Source organism: Pseudomonas sediminis, assembly GCF_039555755.1.
Classification (GTDB): domain Bacteria; phylum Pseudomonadota; class Gammaproteobacteria; order Pseudomonadales; family Pseudomonadaceae; genus Aquipseudomonas; species Aquipseudomonas mendocina_D.
Window position 1 is genome coordinate 982,509 of the sequence record NZ_CP154631.1, and the last position, 15,506, is coordinate 998,014.

General features: G+C 65.0%; 15 protein-coding genes. 10 read left to right on the plus strand and 5 right to left on the minus strand.

Features of this window, described 5'->3' with window-relative positions:
* Nucleotides 1-51: 51 nt before the first annotated feature.
* The 3 genes from AAEQ75_RS04715 to AAEQ75_RS04725 are packed head-to-tail and all read left to right on the plus strand — an operon-like array spanning nt 52 to nt 1,669.
* Nucleotides 52-693 carry an oxidoreductase gene (locus tag AAEQ75_RS04715; protein WP_143504755.1) on the plus strand — a complete coding sequence of 214 codons (642 nt, stop codon included), beginning with the start codon at nt 52-54 and terminating at the stop codon, nt 691-693.
* A gap of 16 nt (nt 694-709) precedes the next feature.
* On the plus strand, nt 710-1,054 hold the full coding sequence (locus AAEQ75_RS04720; protein WP_143497553.1) for a DUF5629 family protein: 345 nt from the start codon (nt 710-712) through the stop codon (nt 1,052-1,054).
* 3 nt (nt 1,055-1,057) lie between these two features.
* On the plus strand, nt 1,058-1,669 hold the full coding sequence (locus AAEQ75_RS04725; RefSeq protein ID WP_143497554.1) for a class I SAM-dependent methyltransferase: 612 nt from the start codon (nt 1,058-1,060) through the stop codon (nt 1,667-1,669).
* A 4-nt stretch (nt 1,670-1,673) separates the two neighbouring features.
* On the opposite strand, the gene AAEQ75_RS04730 is transcribed toward AAEQ75_RS04725, so the two are convergent.
* Nucleotides 1,674-2,315 carry a response regulator transcription factor gene (locus tag AAEQ75_RS04730; RefSeq protein ID WP_343351015.1) on the minus strand — a complete coding sequence of 214 codons (642 nt, stop codon included), beginning with the start codon at nt 2,313-2,315 and terminating at the stop codon, nt 1,674-1,676.
* 147 nt (nt 2,316-2,462) lie between these two features.
* A complete protein-coding gene (locus AAEQ75_RS04735; protein WP_343351016.1) occupies nt 2,463-4,385 on the minus strand; it encodes a sensor histidine kinase in 1,923 nt (640 codons plus the stop codon).
* Nucleotides 4,386-4,526: 141 nt separating this feature from the next.
* Between AAEQ75_RS04735 and AAEQ75_RS04740 the strand changes: the two genes are divergently transcribed.
* From AAEQ75_RS04740 to AAEQ75_RS04765, 6 genes are all read left to right on the plus strand, one after another.
* Entirely contained in the window at nt 4,527-6,146 is a 1,620-nt protein-coding gene (locus AAEQ75_RS04740) for an acyl-CoA synthetase (protein ID WP_206409200.1), read from the plus strand.
* Nucleotides 6,147-6,247: 101 nt separating this feature from the next.
* Entirely contained in the window at nt 6,248-7,621 is a 1,374-nt protein-coding gene (locus AAEQ75_RS04745; RefSeq protein WP_343351017.1) for a solute carrier family 23 protein, read from the plus strand.
* A 59-nt stretch (nt 7,622-7,680) separates the two neighbouring features.
* On the plus strand, nt 7,681-9,453 hold the full coding sequence (locus AAEQ75_RS04750) for an acyl-CoA dehydrogenase C-terminal domain-containing protein (RefSeq protein ID WP_343351018.1): 1,773 nt from the start codon (nt 7,681-7,683) through the stop codon (nt 9,451-9,453).
* A gap of 138 nt (nt 9,454-9,591) precedes the next feature.
* On the plus strand, nt 9,592-10,770 hold the full coding sequence (locus AAEQ75_RS04755; RefSeq protein WP_343351019.1) for an acetyl-CoA C-acetyltransferase: 1,179 nt from the start codon (nt 9,592-9,594) through the stop codon (nt 10,768-10,770).
* A 104-nt stretch (nt 10,771-10,874) separates the two neighbouring features.
* Entirely contained in the window at nt 10,875-11,741 is an 867-nt protein-coding gene (locus tag AAEQ75_RS04760) for an MBL fold metallo-hydrolase (protein ID WP_343351020.1), read from the plus strand.
* 158 nt (nt 11,742-11,899) lie between these two features.
* Nucleotides 11,900-12,379 carry a YbaK/EbsC family protein gene (locus AAEQ75_RS04765; protein ID WP_256832839.1) on the plus strand — a complete coding sequence of 160 codons (480 nt, stop codon included), beginning with the start codon at nt 11,900-11,902 and terminating at the stop codon, nt 12,377-12,379.
* A 69-nt stretch (nt 12,380-12,448) separates the two neighbouring features.
* Here the strand turns inward: AAEQ75_RS04765 and AAEQ75_RS04770 are convergent, their stop codons facing one another.
* The 3 genes from AAEQ75_RS04770 to mpl form a co-directional block, all read right to left on the minus strand.
* Nucleotides 12,449-12,745: a YceK/YidQ family lipoprotein gene (locus AAEQ75_RS04770; RefSeq protein WP_003463065.1), complete on the minus strand. Its 297-nt coding sequence runs from the start codon at nt 12,743-12,745 to the stop codon at nt 12,449-12,451.
* Nucleotides 12,738-13,367 carry a flavin prenyltransferase UbiX gene (gene ubiX, locus AAEQ75_RS04775; protein WP_064494985.1) on the minus strand — a complete coding sequence of 210 codons (630 nt, stop codon included), beginning with the start codon at nt 13,365-13,367 and terminating at the stop codon, nt 12,738-12,740. Before ubiX ends, AAEQ75_RS04770 begins: the two co-directional genes overlap by 8 nt.
* A gap of 81 nt (nt 13,368-13,448) precedes the next feature.
* Nucleotides 13,449-14,801 carry a UDP-N-acetylmuramate:L-alanyl-gamma-D-glutamyl-meso-diaminopimelate ligase gene (mpl, locus tag AAEQ75_RS04780; protein WP_343351021.1) on the minus strand — a complete coding sequence of 451 codons (1,353 nt, stop codon included), beginning with the start codon at nt 14,799-14,801 and terminating at the stop codon, nt 13,449-13,451.
* Nucleotides 14,802-15,047: 246 nt separating this feature from the next.
* On the opposite strand from mpl, the gene AAEQ75_RS04785 reads away from it, so the two are divergent.
* Nucleotides 15,048-15,503 (plus strand): GNAT family N-acetyltransferase, encoded by a 456-nt coding sequence (locus tag AAEQ75_RS04785; RefSeq protein WP_179574539.1) that lies wholly within the window; start codon nt 15,048-15,050, stop codon nt 15,501-15,503.
* The last annotated feature ends 3 nt before the right edge of the window (nt 15,504-15,506 follow it).

The window sequence follows — 15,506 nt, forward strand, 5'->3', positions numbered from 1 at the left end:
AGTTTTTCAACAGCCTGTTAAGCTGAACTGTGACGGACAAGAGATAACCGCATGTACCTGACCCCACAGCACATTCTTATCGCCGGTGCCACCGGACTCACCGGTGAGCACCTGCTCGATCGTCTGCTCAGCGAGCCGACGGTCGCCCGCGTGCTGGCACCGACACGTCGACCATTGGCCGCCCATCCGAATCTGGAAAACCCGGTGGGTGACCTGCAGGCGCTACTGCCGCAACTGTCCGGCCAGGTCGATACCGCCTTCTGCTGCCTGGGCAGTACCATCAAACAGGCCGGCTCGCAGGAGGCCTTTCGCGCTGTCGACCACGATCTCGTACTGGCTTTCGCCCGCCGCGCCCGCGAGCTCGGCGCACGGCACCTGGTGGTGATCAGCGCGCTGGGCGCCAACGCCGGATCAACAGTGTTCTACAACCGCATCAAGGGCGAAACCGAGCAAGCACTGAAAGCCATGGACTGGCCGCAACTGACCATCGCCCGCCCATCGCTCCTGCTCGGAGCACGCCATGAATTTCGTCTCGGCGAGCGCCTCGCGGCTCCCCTGCTGCGCTGGCTGCCGGGCAAGTACCGTGGCATCGACGCCTGTGCCCTGGCTCGCGCCCTCTGGCGCCTGGCTCTGGAAGAGGAAGACGGCGTGCGCGTGATAGAGTCCTCCGACCTGCGCCGCCTGGGGCGCTGACGTGGTGGATAAAGCGATGAAACCGACAAGCCTGATCGAGGCCCTGCAAGACGCCGACATGCTGGAGATCGACGGTCTGTATGCCTGGCAGTTCGACCTCGACACCGAACTGCTGGCACAGATCAGCGCCGGCTCGGCGGGCAGCGACAGCGCCGCCAAACCGCTGCTGCAGGTGCACTGCATCGATGGTCGCGAGCGCCGCCTGTGGAAGTTCTCTCTGGCTTCGGTACAGGCTGCGCGCTATAGCGAAGCGGACGACAGTTGGTTGATCGAAGGCAGCGAAGTCAGTCATACCCTCAAATGCTTTGCCGCCTATCGCGGCGACAACGATGAGGACGATGAGGGGCAGGACGAAGCCTGAACCATGGGCCTCTATGACCGCCATATCCTGCCGCACCTGATCGATTTCGCCTGCGGCATGGGCGCGGTGATGAAGGCGCGCTCGCAACTCGTGCCACAGGCGCGCGGTCGCGTGCTGGAAATCGGCATCGGCAGCGGACTCAACCTGAGTTTCTACGACCCACAGCGGGTCGAGGCGGTGGTTGGCGTCGATCCGTCCGCGGAAATGCAGGCTCTGGCCCGCGAACGCGCCGCACGCTGCCAGGTGCCGGTGGAAATGATCGCCCTGGAGCTGGGGCAGATTCAGGCGGCGGATGCCAGCTTCGATGACATCGTCTGCACCTTCACCCTGTGCACCATCCCCGATGCCATCGCCGCCCTGCGCGAAATGCGCCGCGTACTCAAGCCTGGCGGGCGTCTGCTGTTCTGCGAACACGGTCTGGCGCCGGATCTGCCGGTGGTGCGCTGGCAAAAGCGCCTGACGCCGCTGTGGAAACCGCTGGCCGGCGGCTGCCATCTGGATCGCGACATACCCGCGCTGATAGGAGCCGGCGGCTTTCATATCCGCGAACTGAGCACCGGCTATCTCAAGGGGCCAAGGCCCATGACCCACGTCTATCGCGGCTGGGCCGACTGAGCGACTAACTGCTTACCGCGCCGGAACGCAACGCCAGCGGATCGACCAACCCGGCGGCGATAACCATACCTACCAGCTCCGGCAGCGTCTCAGCCTGCATGCGTTTCATCACCCGTGAGCGATAGAGGTCGACGGTCTTCACGCTGATATCGAGCTGCTCGGCCACTTCGCGGTTGGTGTAGCCGCGCACCAGCGGCAGCAGCACATCGCGCTCACGCGGGGTGAGCTGATCGAGCCGCGCCTGCACCTCGGCCAGGCGCGCATCGCGCCGCGGACGGGCCGGACGACGATCCAACGCCTGCTGCACGCTATCGAGCAGTAACTGCTCGTTGTAGGGCTTCTCGATGAAGTCCACCGCGCCGGCCTTGAACGCGCGCACGACGATGGGCACGTCGGCATGGCCGCTGACGAAGATCACTGGCAGGTCGATGCCACGCACGCGCATCTCCTCCTGCACATTCAGCCCCCCCATGCCGGGCATGCGCACATCGAGCAGCACGCAGGCATTGGCAGTCGGGTCGCAAGCCTCGAGAAAGGCCCGACCACTGGTGAACGGCACGCCCTTGAGGCCTACCGACTCCAGCAGCCAGAGCGTCGAATCGAGCATGCCCTGGTCGTCATCGACCACGTAAACCAGTTGTTGCATCCCTGTGCTGCTCCTTTTGTTGTTATGCGTGACCTAGTTTGGGTAGCGCCGGCCGCCGTAGGGCGGACCCAGGAGCGCCAGCGAACAGTCCCGCGCTACGCCACCGTCCAAACGGCGTACTGCTACGCGAGTACGCCCTACCTCGGGTTACCTCTCGCTTTCCTCAACCTTGCCCAGTGGCAAACGGCACTCCAGGCACAATCCACCGCCCTCAGCCGGGAAAGCCTCCAACGCACCACCAAAACCTTCGATGATGCTGCGGCTCATGGACAGGCCTAGCCCCAGTCCATCGGCCTTGCTGGTGTAAAAGGGGGTGAACAGCTTGCCCATCTGCTCGTCGCTGACACCCGGCCCCTGATCGATCACCCGGATCGCCAGGTTGCCGTCCGCTTCGCTTGCCTCCAGACGGACCTGCGAAGGTGCACCAGGGTGACGTTCGCGGTTGGCATCAATGGCATTGCGCAGCAGGTTGAGCAGCACCTGTTCGAGCAGCACGCGGTCGGCGAATACCGGCGGCAGATTGTCCGGCAACAGGTCGCTGACCGCTACCTGCGCCGTACCGGCCTCCCAGTTGCACAGGCGCACCGCTTCGCGCGCCACCTCGGCCAGGTTCAGCGCCTGCATGCGCCGCTGGCCCTTGCGCAGGAAGGCGCGCAGGCGCTTGATCACTGCCGAGGCGTGGTTGGCGTGCTCGGTGATGCGCGCCAGGCCCTGGCCCACCTTGTCGACACCGGCCTGATCACCGCCGATGCCCTGCAGGTAGCGCTGGCTGGCGCTGGCGTAGTTGACCACCGCCGCCAGCGGCTGGTTGATCTCGTGGGCGATACCCGAGGCCAGTTCGCCCAGGGTGATCAGCCGCGTGGTGTGCGCCAGCTCGTCCTCCAGGCGGCGCTTGTTCTCCTCGGCCTGGATACGCGCGGTGATGTCGCGCGACACGCTGACCACCTCCACCACCGCACCGGTGTAGGTCTCGCGAATGGCGCGGCTGGCGGTTTCGAACCACAAGTAATGGCCGTCGCGATGACGAATGCGATAGCTCATGGTGTGGTAGCCATCTTGCTCCAATGCCTCGCGCGCCTGCTTGGCTTGCTGAGCCTGATCCTGCGGATGCAGCAGACTATCGACCGCCATGCCGCGCAGCTCTTCCGGCCAGTAACCGAGCAACGTCCAGCTGGCAGGCGTGGCATCGAGAAACACGCCGTCCGGCGTATGTCGGGAGATCAGGTCGGTGGTGTTCTCGGTGATCAGCCGATACAGCCGTCGCGCGCGCGCCGCTTCGCGCTGCTCGCGAATCTCCTGGGTCGCTTCGCGGCAGCGCGCCAGCACACGGCGCTCTGCCACATCGGGAATGAAACTCCAGATCAGGATGCGCTCGCCATCCTGCGCCTCCACCGACTCCACGGCGCGCGACTGCTCCAGGCAGGCGCGCACCAGCGGCAAATGGTTCACCGGCAGCAGCTCGCTCACCTGCGTCAGCGCGCGTTCACCAAGCAGCCCCTGCAACGCCGCGTTGCTCTCCAGCAGACGCGCCTCGGCATCGAGCAGCAGCGCCGGCTGCGGGTCGGCCGACAGCAACGGCGCACTGCGCGCCAACCCCGAGGCCAGTTCGACCATCTGCACCAGCAGCTCGCGCAACCAAGGCAGCCATTCCAAACCAGCCGCGTCATCGACCTGCAACAACAGCACGCCCGGTCGCCCAGGCTGCAGCTGCAGGGCCAGCGCCTGACCATGATGCAGTGCGGCGCGACGCAAACGCCCGGCCAGCCAGCACGGCAGCCGGCGCAGGGCGTCGAAGGTCAGGCTGGCCTGCTCGCCAAGCGCGGTGAACAGTGTCTCGTCACTGGCTTCCAGCGGATCGCCCATGCCGGGTGGCAGGCGCGGGCCGTCATCGACCTGGGCATAGGTGCGACTGGCCGGCTGCCAGGTGAGGTACCAGGCCTGGCGCACCTGCGGGCACCCCAGCAAGGCCTGGCGCAACGCCTCGGCACGCACCCCCAGCGGCGGTGCCTCACGCTGGATGCGCAGCCAGGACTGCAGGGGAACAGCGGAAAGATGAGCATCGATCTTCATATAGTAGTTATTCTATAAAACCTTGGTACAACTTCCATACAAAATAGAAATGACCTATAAATCAAAACCAGCAAGCTTCGGTAATGCCTGCATCATTACCGGAATAACCAGAGCTAACAATCAGCCAAAGGTGTATCCGCCATGTCGATCTACGAGCAGGGCCTCGGCCGCGCCGCCGTCAACCACGTCGCCCTCAGTCCCCTGAGCTTCATCGAACGTACAGCGGCGGTATACCCGCACTACCCGGCCGTAGTGCATGGCTCGATTCGTCGCAACTGGGCCGAGACCTACGCGCGCTGCCGGCGCCTGGCCTCGGCACTGGCCGGCCGTGGCATCGGCCAGGGCGACACGGTGGCGGTGATGCTGCCGAACATCCCGGCGATGCTCGAAGTGCATTTCGGCGTGCCAATGATCGGCGCGGTGCTCAACACCCTCAACGTGCGCCTGGATGCCGAAGCCATCTCTTTCATGCTGCAGCACGGCGAAGCCAAGGTGGTGATCGCCGACCGCGAGTTCTTCGATGTGATCCACGCCGCCATCGGCATGCTCGATCACCCGCCGCTGGTGATCGACGTCGACGACCCCGAGTACGGCGAAGGCCAGGCAGTCAGCGATCTGGACTACGAGGCCTTCCTCGCCGAAGGCGACCCGGAATTCGCCTGGCAGTGGCCGACGGACGAGTGGCAGGCCATCAGCCTCAACTACACCTCCGGCACCACCGGCAACCCCAAGGGCGTGGTCTATCACCACCGCGGCGCCTTCCTCAACGCCATGGGCAACCAGATGACCTGGGCCATGGGCAACCACCCGGTCTACCTGTGGACGCTGCCGATGTTCCACTGCAACGGTTGGTGCTACCCCTGGACGATCACCGCCCTGGCGGGCGTGCACGTGTTCCTGCGCCGCGTCGACCCGGCGAAGATCCTCACCCTGATCCGTGACGAACAGGTCACCCACCTATGCGGCGCGCCCATCGTGCTCAATGCGCTGGTGAACATGCCGGCCGAGGCCAAGGCGGCCATCGATCATCCGGTCAAGGCCATGGTCGCCGGCGCTGCGCCACCCGCCAAGGTGATCGGCGCGGTGGAAGAAATGGGCATCGCCGTGACCCACGTCTACGGCCTCACCGAGGTCTACGGCCCGGTAACCCTGTGCGCCTGGCACGCCGAATGGGACGAACTGCCGCTGGAACAACGCGCCACCATCAAGGCGCGCCAGGGCGTGCGCTACCCGACCCTGGAAGGGGTGATGGTCGCCGACCCGAAAACCCTGGAGCCGGTGCCGCGTGACGGTCAGACCATTGGCGAGATCTTCATGCGCGGCAACACGGTGATGAAGGGCTACCTGAAGAACCCCAGCGCCACCGCCGAGGCCTTCGAGGGTGGCTGGTTCCACACCGGAGACCTGGGCGTGTGCCACGCTGACGGCTACGTGGAAATCCGCGACCGCCTCAAGGACATCATCATCTCCGGCGGCGAGAACATCTCCACCATCGAGGTCGAGGGCGTGCTCTATCGCCACCCGGCGGTGCTGGAGGCGGCCGTGGTCGCCCGCCCGGACGAGAAATGGGGCGAGACGCCCTGCGCCTTCATCACCCTGAAGACCGGCCAGCAGGCCAGCGACAGCGAGATCATGAGCTTCTGCCGCGAGCACCTGGCCGGCTTCAAGGTGCCCAAGACCGTGGTCTTCACCCAGTTGCCGAAGACCAGCACCGGCAAGATCCAGAAGTTCGTCCTGCGCGATATGGCCAAGGCGCTGTAGAAGCCCCTCTCCCCCGGCTCCTCTACCGCAAGCGGGAGAGGGGTGAATGAACCGTTTTCACAACAACAAGAACCGGCCCAGGCGGCCGACGGAGAACTCTCATGCAAATTTTCAAGCGCCGTGACGGCGACGAGCAACCGCACTGGCCTCTGGGCCCGTTCAAGCTGCGCCTGCCCTTCGTGCATTACCGCTGGGAAACCGCCGAGATGCTGCAGGCGCTGATCATGTTCGTGGTCAGCCTGGCGATGATCCCGCTGCTGGAGAAATACCTCGGCCTGCCCTACGACGTGGCCCTGGCTTACGTGGTGGTGTGCGGCATCGGCTTCATGCTGCCGGCGTTGCTCGGCGTGCCCTTCGTACCCGGCTGGATCACTCCAGGCATTCCCGTAGTACTGCTGTTTCTTGGCAATTTCGAACCCGGCCCGCAGGCCATCCAGGCGCTGTTCGCCCTGCAATTCCTGGTGTTCGTGATCTTCCTCGTGCTCGGCGTCACCCGCCTGGGCAGCGCCCTGGTACGGCTGATCCCCAACTCAATGAAAGGCGGCATCATCATCGGCGCCGGCATCGCCGCACTGATGGGCGAGATCAGCGCCGGCGGCCGCCTGGCCAACACGCCGATTTCCCTGGTGCTGGGCAGCCTGATCTGCCTGTACCTGATGTTCTCCGTGTCGTTCAAAGGCCTGACCGAGCGCGTGCCAATGGCGCGCAAGATCGTCAACTACGGCATGGTGCCGGGCATGCTGATCGCCATTTTCATCGGTATCGGCGTGGGCGAGTACAAGATGCCGGACGTGAAATGGGGCATCACCGCGCCGGCCTTCGGCGAGATGTGGAACTACCTGCCGTTCAACGTCGGCTTCCCCGGCCTCGACGTGTTCCTGCTGGCCGTGCCCACGGCGGTGATTGCCTACGTGATCGCCTTCGGCGACATCATCGTCGGCCAGTCGCTGATGCAGCGCGCCGATGAACTGCGCACCGACGAGGTGATCGAAAACAACGTCGACCGCGTACACTTGGTGACCGCCATCCGCAACGCCCTGCACGCCTTCTTCGCGCCCTACCCTGGCCTGGCCGGTCCGCTGTGGACGGCGGTGGCGGCAACCATGGCCGAGCGCTACAAGTACGGCCGCAAGGCGATGGACTCGATCTACAGCGGCGCCGGCACCTTCTGGATCACCGGCTTCGCCGCGCTGTTCATGCTGCCGCTGGTCAGTTTCTTCCAGCCGGTACTGCCGATCGCCCTGTCGCTGACGCTGATCCTCACCGGCTATATCTGCCTGATGGTCGGCTTCGAGCAACTGAACAACAACACCGAGCGCGGCATCGCCGGCACCATGGGTGTGGTGCTCGCTGTCTACGGCGCGGGCTGGGGCCTGGCTGCAGGCGCGGCGCTGTACATCCTGGTCGAACGCACCCATCTGCTTAAATTCACCAGCGTCAAGGATAAGCCGCAAAGTTCGGCGGAAGCCGACTGACGGATTTCGTTCTACACGCGCCGCGCTCGTCGCGGCGCCACTGCTGTCGAGGTTGCACAATGCCCGAGTTCAACGCCCCGCTGCGCGATATGCGCTTCGTCCTCCATGACGTCTTCCAGGCGCCGAGCCTGTGGGCACGTCTGCCGGCCCTGGCGGAAACCGTCGATGCCGACACCGCCGACGCCATCCTCGAAGAGGCGGCCAAGGTCACCGGCAGCCTGATCGCACCGCTCAATCGCAGCGGCGACGAGGAAGGCGCGCAATGGATCGATGGCGACGTGCGCACCCCGGCCGGTTTCCGCGAGGCCTACGCCACCTACACCGAAGGCGGCTGGGTGGGCCTTTCTGGTAACCCGCAGTACGGCGGCATGGGCATGCCCAAGATGCTCGCCGTGGCCTTCGAGGAAATGCTCTATGCCGCCGGCTCCAGCTTCGCGCTGTATTCCGCGCTGAGTTCCGGCGCCTGCCTGGCAATCGACGCCCACGCCAGCGAAGAGTTGAAAACCACCTATCTGCCACCGATGTACGAAGGCCGCTGGGCCGGCTCCATGTGCCTGACCGAGGCCCATGCCGGCACCGACCTGGGCATCATCCGCACCCGCGCCGAGCCGCAGGCCGACGGCAGCTACAGGATCACCGGCAGCAAGATCTTTATCACTGGTGGTGAGCAGGATCTGACCGAGAACATCATCCATCTGGTGCTGGCCAAGCTGCCGGACGCACCGGCCGGGCCGAAAGGCATCTCGCTGTTTCTGGTGCCCAAGGTGATGGTCAATGCCGACGGCAGCCCGGGCGAGCGCAACACCGTAAGCTGCGGCTCCATCGAGCACAAGATGGGCATCAAGGCTTCGGCCACCTGCGTGATGAACTTCGACGGCGCCACCGGCTACCTGATCGGCGAAGTCAACAAGGGCCTGGCGGCGATGTTCACCATGATGAACTACGAGCGCCTGTCCATCGGCATCCAGGGCATCGGCTGCGCCGAGGCCTCCTATCAGTCGGCCGTCAGCTATGCCCGCGAGCGTATCCAGAGTCGCGCCGCCACCGGTCCGGTGGCGAAGGACAAGATCGCCGACCCGATCATCGTCCATGCCGACGTACGCCGCATGCTGCTGACCATGAAGGCGCTGAACGAGGGCGGTCGTGCCTTTGCCTGCTACGTTGGCCAGCAGCTCGACCTGGCCAAGTACTTCGAGGATGCCAGCGAACGGCAAAACGCCGAAGCCCTGGTGGCCCTGCTGACTCCGGTGGCCAAGGCCTTCTTCACCGACACTGGCCTGGAAAGCTGCGTGCACGGCCAGCAGGTGTTCGGTGGCCACGGCTATATCCGCGAGTGGGGCCAGGAGCAGCTGGTGCGCGACGTGCGCATCGCGCAGATCTACGAGGGCACCAACGGCATCCAGGCACTCGACCTACTCGGGCGCAAGGTGGTGGCCAATGGCGGCGCCGCGCTGCGCCTGTTCGCCGGTGAAGTACGCGACTTCGCCCATGCCCATGAATCGCCCTTCGGTGATCGCCTGATGGAAGCACTGGAACGCCTGGAAGCAGTCAGTGGCTGGCTGCTGGAGCAAGCCAAGAGCGAACCCAACGCAGTCGGTGCCGCCTCGGTGGAGTACCTGCACCTGTTCGGCTACGTCGCCTACGCCTACATGTGGGCGCGCATGGCCACCGTGGCGCAAAGCAAGCTGGGTGAAGACGAAGCCTTCTACGGCAGCAAGCTGGCTACCGCCGAGTTCTTCTTCGCCCGTCTGCTGCCGCGCACCCTGAGCCTGGAAGCGAGTATTCGTGGTGGTAGCCAGCCGCTTTACGGTCTGGCCGCCGAGCAGTTCTAAACGTAGGGCGGGTGCAACCCACCACCGCCGAGCCGGCGGGTTGCACCCGCCCTACAGGATTGAGCGTTCGCGCGGCGTCAAGCCGCGCTTTTTTATTCAAACATCGGCTGCGCCATGTTCAGCCGACGAGGAGCCTCTATGCGTGAAGTCGTGATAGTCGCCGCCTGCCGTACCGCCATCGGCAGCTTTCAGGGCGCGTTGAGCCGCATACCCGCGCCGCAACTTGGCGCCGCGGTGATCCGTGAACTCCTGGCCCGCACGGGAATCGAGGGCGAGCAGATCGACGAAGTGATTCTCGGCCAGGTGCTCACCGCGGGTTCCGGGCAGAACCCGGCGCGCCAGAGTGTCCTGCTCGCCGGCCTGCCGCATACGGTGCCGGCCATGACCCTGAACAAGGTCTGCGGCTCCGGCCTCAAGGCGGTGATCCTCGGCGCCCAGGCCATTCGTGGTGGCGACGCAGAGATCATCATCGCCGGCGGCCAGGAGAACATGAGCCTGGCGCCCTACGTCATGCCCGGCGCCCGTAGCGGCCTGCGCATGGGCCATGCGCAATTGGTCGACACGATGATTCAGGACGGCCTGTGGGACGCCTTCAACAATTACCACATGGGCATTACCGCGGAGAATCTGGCCGAGCAGTACGGCGTCACCCGCGCCGAGCAGGACGCCTTCGCCCTGCGCTCGCAGCAGCGCGCCCAGGCCGCCATCGACTCAGGCCGTTTTGCCAGCGAGATCGTCCCCGTGGAAATTCCCCAGCGCGGCGCCGAACCGCTGCGTTTTGCCCAGGACGAACAGCCGCGCGCCGGCACCAGCCTGGACAGCCTCGGCAAGCTGCGCCCGGCCTTCAAGAACGACGGCACGGTGACCGCCGGCAACGCCTCGACGCTCAACGACGGCGCCGCTGCCGTACTGCTGATGAGCGCCGAGAAGGCCGATGAATTGCAACTGCCGGTGCTGGCGCGCATTACCGCCCACGCCAGCGCCGGGGTCGACCCGGCGGTGATGGGCATCGGCCCGGTATTCGCCAGTTGCAAGGCACTGGAGCGGGCCGGCTGGAGCCTGGAACAGCTCGACCTGATCGAGGCCAACGAAGCCTTCGCCGCCCAGGCCATCGCCGTCGGCCGCGAGCTGCATTGGGACAGCGCCAAGGTCAACGTCAACGGCGGCGCCATCGCCCTCGGCCACCCCATCGGCGCCTCCGGCTGCCGCATCCTGGTCAGCCTGATCCACGAGATGCAGCGCCGCGATGCCCGCCGTGGTCTGGCTACCCTGTGCATCGGCGGCGGCCAGGGCGTGGCGCTGGCCATCGAACGCTAGCCTGGAACAAACGAGCCGGTGGATGTAGAAAGCGTGATCCACCCTGGGTGGATCACGCTTCATCGATCCACCACGCAATCCCGGACAAGAACAAGAGAACACCCATGCGAACCCTGACCACCCTCACCGGCAACAGCCAGAAACTCGACGGCGGCGCCATGTTCGGCAACGCGCCCAAGGCCCTCTGGCAACGCTGGATGCCGGCCGACGAACTGAACCGCATCGACCTCGGCTGCCGTGCCCTGCTGGTGCAGGAGGACGAGCGCAACATCCTCATCGAAACCGGCATCGGTGCCTTCTTCAGCCCCGAACTCAAGCAGCGCTTCGGCGTGCAGGAAGATCGCCACGTGCTGCTCGACAGCCTGGCGGCCGTGGGCTTGAGTGACGCCGACATCGACATCCTGGTGCTCACTCACCTGCACTTCGACCATGCCGGCGGCCTGCTCGCTACCTGGCAAGAGGGTCAGCCCGCACGCCTGCTGTTCCCCAACGCGCGCTTCATCACAGGCCGACGCCAGTGGCAGCGTGCCTGCAACCCACACGCCCGGGATAAGGCCTCCTATATTCCGGAACTGCTCCATCTCCTGGAAAACAGCGGCCGCCTGCAACTGATCGACGAAACCGAGCACTGCGAATTGCTCGGCCCCGACTGGCGCCTGCACTGGAGCGACGGCCACACACCGGGCCAGTTGCTGCCGGAGGTGGTCATGCCGGGTGGGCCGGTGGTGTTTCCCGGAGACCTGATCCCCGGATCGCCCTGGGTGCACCTGCCGATCACCATGGGTTACGACCGCTTTCCCGAAGGCCTTATCGAGGAAAAGGAAGCACTGCTCAGCGATCTGTTTTCCCGGGGCGGCCGACTGGTGTTCACCCATGATCCGGATGTAGCGATGGGGCGGGTAACGCGAGATGAAAAGGGTCGCTATGGGCTCGATGAGGCGGCGAAAGCAGCACATCTGCTGGCAAACTGACGCCATCAGGCCTTGACGTGCTGGCCATGCGGCGCGAGCATGGCCGCTTGTTTTTTCGCCGTGCTCACGACCACGCCAGCGCCAGGACGGGGCTGTGCCTGACCAGCACAGACTGGCACCGCGTCGTGCTCACCTATACAGACCTGGGGAACCGCCTCATGAGCCTGGCCTCTGTACGCGCCTTCTTCGCCACCAAGGCGCCCGACATCGCGATCATCGAGCTGCAGACCAGCACCGCCACCGTGGCACTGGCTGCCGAAGCGCATGGCGTGGCGCCAGGGCAGATCGCCAAAACCCTGGCCTTCCGCATCGCCGAGCGTGACGTACTGATCGTCGCCCGTGGCGATGCACGCATCGACAATCGCAAGATGAAGGAATGCTTTGGCACCAAGGCACGCATGCTCGATGCGCAAACGGTGGTCGAACTGACCAGCCATCCGGTGGGCGGCGTTTGCCCATTCGGCCTGGCTACACCGCTCAGCGTCTACTGCGACCGCTCTTTGCTGGCCTTCGATGAAGTCCTACCGGCGGCCGGCGCCACCCACAGCGCGGTGCGCATCGCCCCGCAGCGCATGGCCGAACTGGTCGGTGCCGAGTGGATCGACGTGTGCCTGGAAGTGGAAACGGAAACCTGCTGAACGACGCCAGCAACGACAATCCGGTAGCCCGCGCCGCGCGCACCAGCACCTTTCCCGGATTGCATCGGGCTACAACCCGCCGCTGACACCCAGGCTCACACCCAGCGCCGTAGCCAGCGAAAACGGCAACAGCAGGGTGTCGAGCAGCGCACTGGCCGGCAGATCCAGCCCCGCGTAACGCGGTGCCTCGGCGCCGAAACGATCCAGCGGGCAGCAGCCGCCATTGATCGCATACCAGTCCAGCCGCGTCCCTGCATAAACCACAGGGGCACCGGGCTTGGCCGCGTCCAGCGTACGCACCGTGGCACAGCCGCTCAGGCTCAGCAGCGCCACGGCGCATAAGAGCAGGCGCACGCTGCTAGTCATCCGACACCAAATGATGCTCGCCCCAGCGCGGCAGCATGTCCTGGGGGATATTCAGGCAGTTGAGGATGCGCGCAACGACGAAGTCCACCAGGTCATCCAGCGTCTGCGGCTGGTGATAGAAGCCGGGCGATGCCGGCAGGATGGTCACGCCCAGATTCGACAGCTTGAGCATGTTCTCCAGATGGATGCTCGAATACGGCGCCTCGCGCGGTACCAGGATCAGCTGGCGGCGCTCCTTCAGCGCCACGTCGGCGGCGCGCTCGATCAGGTTGTTGCAGGCACCGGCAGCGATGGCCGACAAGGTGCCGGTGCTGCACGGCACTACCACCATGGCAGTGGGCGCACCGGAGCCGGAGGCGGCCGGGGCCATCCAGTCTTCCTTGCCGTAGACGCGGATCTGCCCCGGCGCCGCACCGGTGTACTCGGTCAGGAACTGCGCCATGGACTGCGGCTTGGCCGGCAGAGCCACGTCAGTCTCGGTAGCCATCACCAGTTGCGCGGCCTTGGAGATCAGGAAGTGCACCTCGCGCTCTTCCTGCACCAGGCAGTCGAGCAGGCGCAGGCCATATTGCGCGCCCGAGGCGCCGGTCATGGCCAGGGTAATTCTCTCAGGGCCGCTCATGGATGCTCCGTAGGGCGGGTGCAACCCGCCGGTTCTTGATATGTGGCGGGTTTCACCCGCCCTACCGCTGGGGTATGCGTTTCAGTCCAGAGCCTTGGCCAGCTTGCCGTGCAAACCACCGAAGCCACCGTTGCTCATGACCACCACTTGGGTACCGGGGCGCGCCAGGGCCTTCACACCATCGATGATCGACTCCAGCGAGTCGCACACCCGCGTCGGGTTGCGCGCCTGCGCCACGGTGGCGGCCAGGTCCCAGCCAAGATTCGGCGGCGCGTACCAGAACACCGCATCGGCCTGTTCGGCGGACTCGGCCAGGCCGTCACGATGGGCGCCGAGTTTCATCGAATTGGAGCGCGGCTCGATCACGGCGATCACTTGAGTGTCGTCACCAACACGCTTGCGCAGGCCATCGAGTGTGGTCGCGATGGCCGTGGGGTGATGGGCGAAGTCGTCATAGATGGTCACGCCGCTCACCTCGGCGACTTTCTCCATGCGCCGCTTGGCATTGATGAACTGGCCCAGTGCCTCGATGCCCAGCGCCGGCACCACGCCGACATGGCGCGCTGCGGCGAGCACGGCCAGGGCGTTGGCGACGTTGTGCTGGCCGGTCAGGTTCCACTCTACGGTGCCCTCGACCTTGCCGTCGAAGCTCACCTCGAAGCGCGAGCCATCCGCACTGAGCAGACGTGCCTGCCACTGGCCACCTTCACCGGTGGTCTGCACGGGCGTCCAGCAGCCCATCTCGATCACCCGCGCCAGCGCGCTTTCGCTGGCCGGATGGATGACCAGACCTTCGCTGGGGATGATGCGTACCAGATGGTGGAACTGCCGCTCGATAGCTGCCAGATCCGGGAAGATGTCGGCATGGTCGAATTCCAGGTTATTCAGAATCGCCGTGCGTGGGCGGTAGTGTACGAACTTGCTGCGTTTGTCGAAGAAGGCGCTGTCGTATTCATCGGCTTCGACCACGAAGAACGGCGTGTCGCCCAGGCGCGCGGATATGCCGAAGTTCTGCGGCACGCCGCCGATCAGGAAGCCCGGCGCCATGCCGGCGTGCTCCAGCACCCAGGCCAGCATGCTTGAGCTGCTGGTCTTGCCGTGGGTACCGGCCACCGCCATCACCCAGCGTCCCTGCAGCACGTGGTCGGCCAGCCACTGCGGGCCAGACACATAGGGCAGACCCTTGTTCAGTACGTATTCCACCGCCGGATTTCCGCGGCTCATGGCGTTGCCGATCACTACCAGATCGGGCGCCGGCTGCAGGTGCGCCGGGTCAAAGCCCTGCATCAATTCGATGCCCTGGGCTTCGAGCTGGGTGCTCATGGGCGGATAGACATTGGCGTCGGAACCGGTGACGTGGTGGCCGAGTTCCTTGGCCAGCACCGCGAGCGAGCCCATGAAGGTGCCGCAGATGCCGAGAATATGGATATGCATGAATAACCTCTATGAAGCCCGACGCTGGGGCGTGAAGCGATGGCCGCAGGTTAGCACAGCCCCCACCGGGCGGCTGCTGCGCCCTGTTCAGACAAGGACGCGAAAACCAAGTTGCCGGACAAGCGAAAATCAAACGCTTGCTTGGATTGCGCTTTCAACTGGCTTTGAGGCAGCATCGGCTGACCCGCTGGCACAACAGCTGCATCGCCACTGCTGCCCCACCATAGAGAAAAGCCGAGGCCCACCATGCGCATCGTCCAAGCCACCCTGGAGCACCTGGACCTGTTGACCCCGCTGTTCGTCAAATACCGCGAGTTCTACAACGAGCTGCCCTACCCCGAGTCCTCACGCAAGTTCCTCGAGAAGCGCCTGCGCCGCAAGGAGTCGGTGATCTACCTGGCGTTGGCCGACGACGAAGACAGGCTGCTCGGCTTCTGCCAGCTCTACCCCAGCTACTCCTCGCTGTCGCTCAAGCGCGTGTGGATTCTCAACGACATCTATGTCGCCGAGGATGCTCGCCGCCAACTGGTAGCCGACCGCCTGCTGCACACCGCCAAGCAGATGGCCAAGGAAACCAACGCCGTGCGTATGCGCGTGGCCACCAGCCGCGACAACGAGGTGGCGCAGAAGGTCTACGAGTCCATCGGTTTCGTCGAGGACGAGCAGTTCAAGAACTACGTGCTACCGATCAACTCTGATTGATCG

What these genes read in the sequence shown, in the direction of transcription:
- AAEQ75_RS04715 (WP_143504755.1), top strand. Translation starts at nt 52, where the DNA reads ATGTACCTGACCCCACAGCACATTCTTATCGCCGGTGCCACCGGACTC.
- AAEQ75_RS04720 (WP_143497553.1), top strand. Translation starts at nt 710, where the DNA reads ATGAAACCGACAAGCCTGATCGAGGCCCTGCAAGACGCCGACATGCTG.
- AAEQ75_RS04725 (WP_143497554.1), top strand. Translation starts at nt 1,058, where the DNA reads ATGGGCCTCTATGACCGCCATATCCTGCCGCACCTGATCGATTTCGCC.
- AAEQ75_RS04730 (WP_343351015.1), bottom strand. Translation starts at nt 2,315, where the DNA reads ATGCAACAACTGGTTTACGTGGTCGATGACGACCAGGGCATGCTCGAT.
- AAEQ75_RS04735 (WP_343351016.1), bottom strand. Translation starts at nt 4,385, where the DNA reads ATGAAGATCGATGCTCATCTTTCCGCTGTTCCCCTGCAGTCCTGGCTG.
- AAEQ75_RS04740 (WP_206409200.1), top strand. Translation starts at nt 4,527, where the DNA reads ATGTCGATCTACGAGCAGGGCCTCGGCCGCGCCGCCGTCAACCACGTC.
- AAEQ75_RS04745 (WP_343351017.1), top strand. Translation starts at nt 6,248, where the DNA reads ATGCAAATTTTCAAGCGCCGTGACGGCGACGAGCAACCGCACTGGCCT.
- AAEQ75_RS04750 (WP_343351018.1), top strand. Translation starts at nt 7,681, where the DNA reads ATGCCCGAGTTCAACGCCCCGCTGCGCGATATGCGCTTCGTCCTCCAT.
- AAEQ75_RS04755 (WP_343351019.1), top strand. Translation starts at nt 9,592, where the DNA reads ATGCGTGAAGTCGTGATAGTCGCCGCCTGCCGTACCGCCATCGGCAGC.
- AAEQ75_RS04760 (WP_343351020.1), top strand. Translation starts at nt 10,875, where the DNA reads ATGCGAACCCTGACCACCCTCACCGGCAACAGCCAGAAACTCGACGGC.
- AAEQ75_RS04765 (WP_256832839.1), top strand. Translation starts at nt 11,900, where the DNA reads ATGAGCCTGGCCTCTGTACGCGCCTTCTTCGCCACCAAGGCGCCCGAC.
- AAEQ75_RS04770 (WP_003463065.1), bottom strand. Translation starts at nt 12,745, where the DNA reads ATGACTAGCAGCGTGCGCCTGCTCTTATGCGCCGTGGCGCTGCTGAGC.
- ubiX (WP_064494985.1), bottom strand. Translation starts at nt 13,367, where the DNA reads ATGAGCGGCCCTGAGAGAATTACCCTGGCCATGACCGGCGCCTCGGGC.
- mpl (WP_343351021.1), bottom strand. Translation starts at nt 14,801, where the DNA reads ATGCATATCCATATTCTCGGCATCTGCGGCACCTTCATGGGCTCGCTC.
- AAEQ75_RS04785 (WP_179574539.1), top strand. Translation starts at nt 15,048, where the DNA reads ATGCGCATCGTCCAAGCCACCCTGGAGCACCTGGACCTGTTGACCCCG.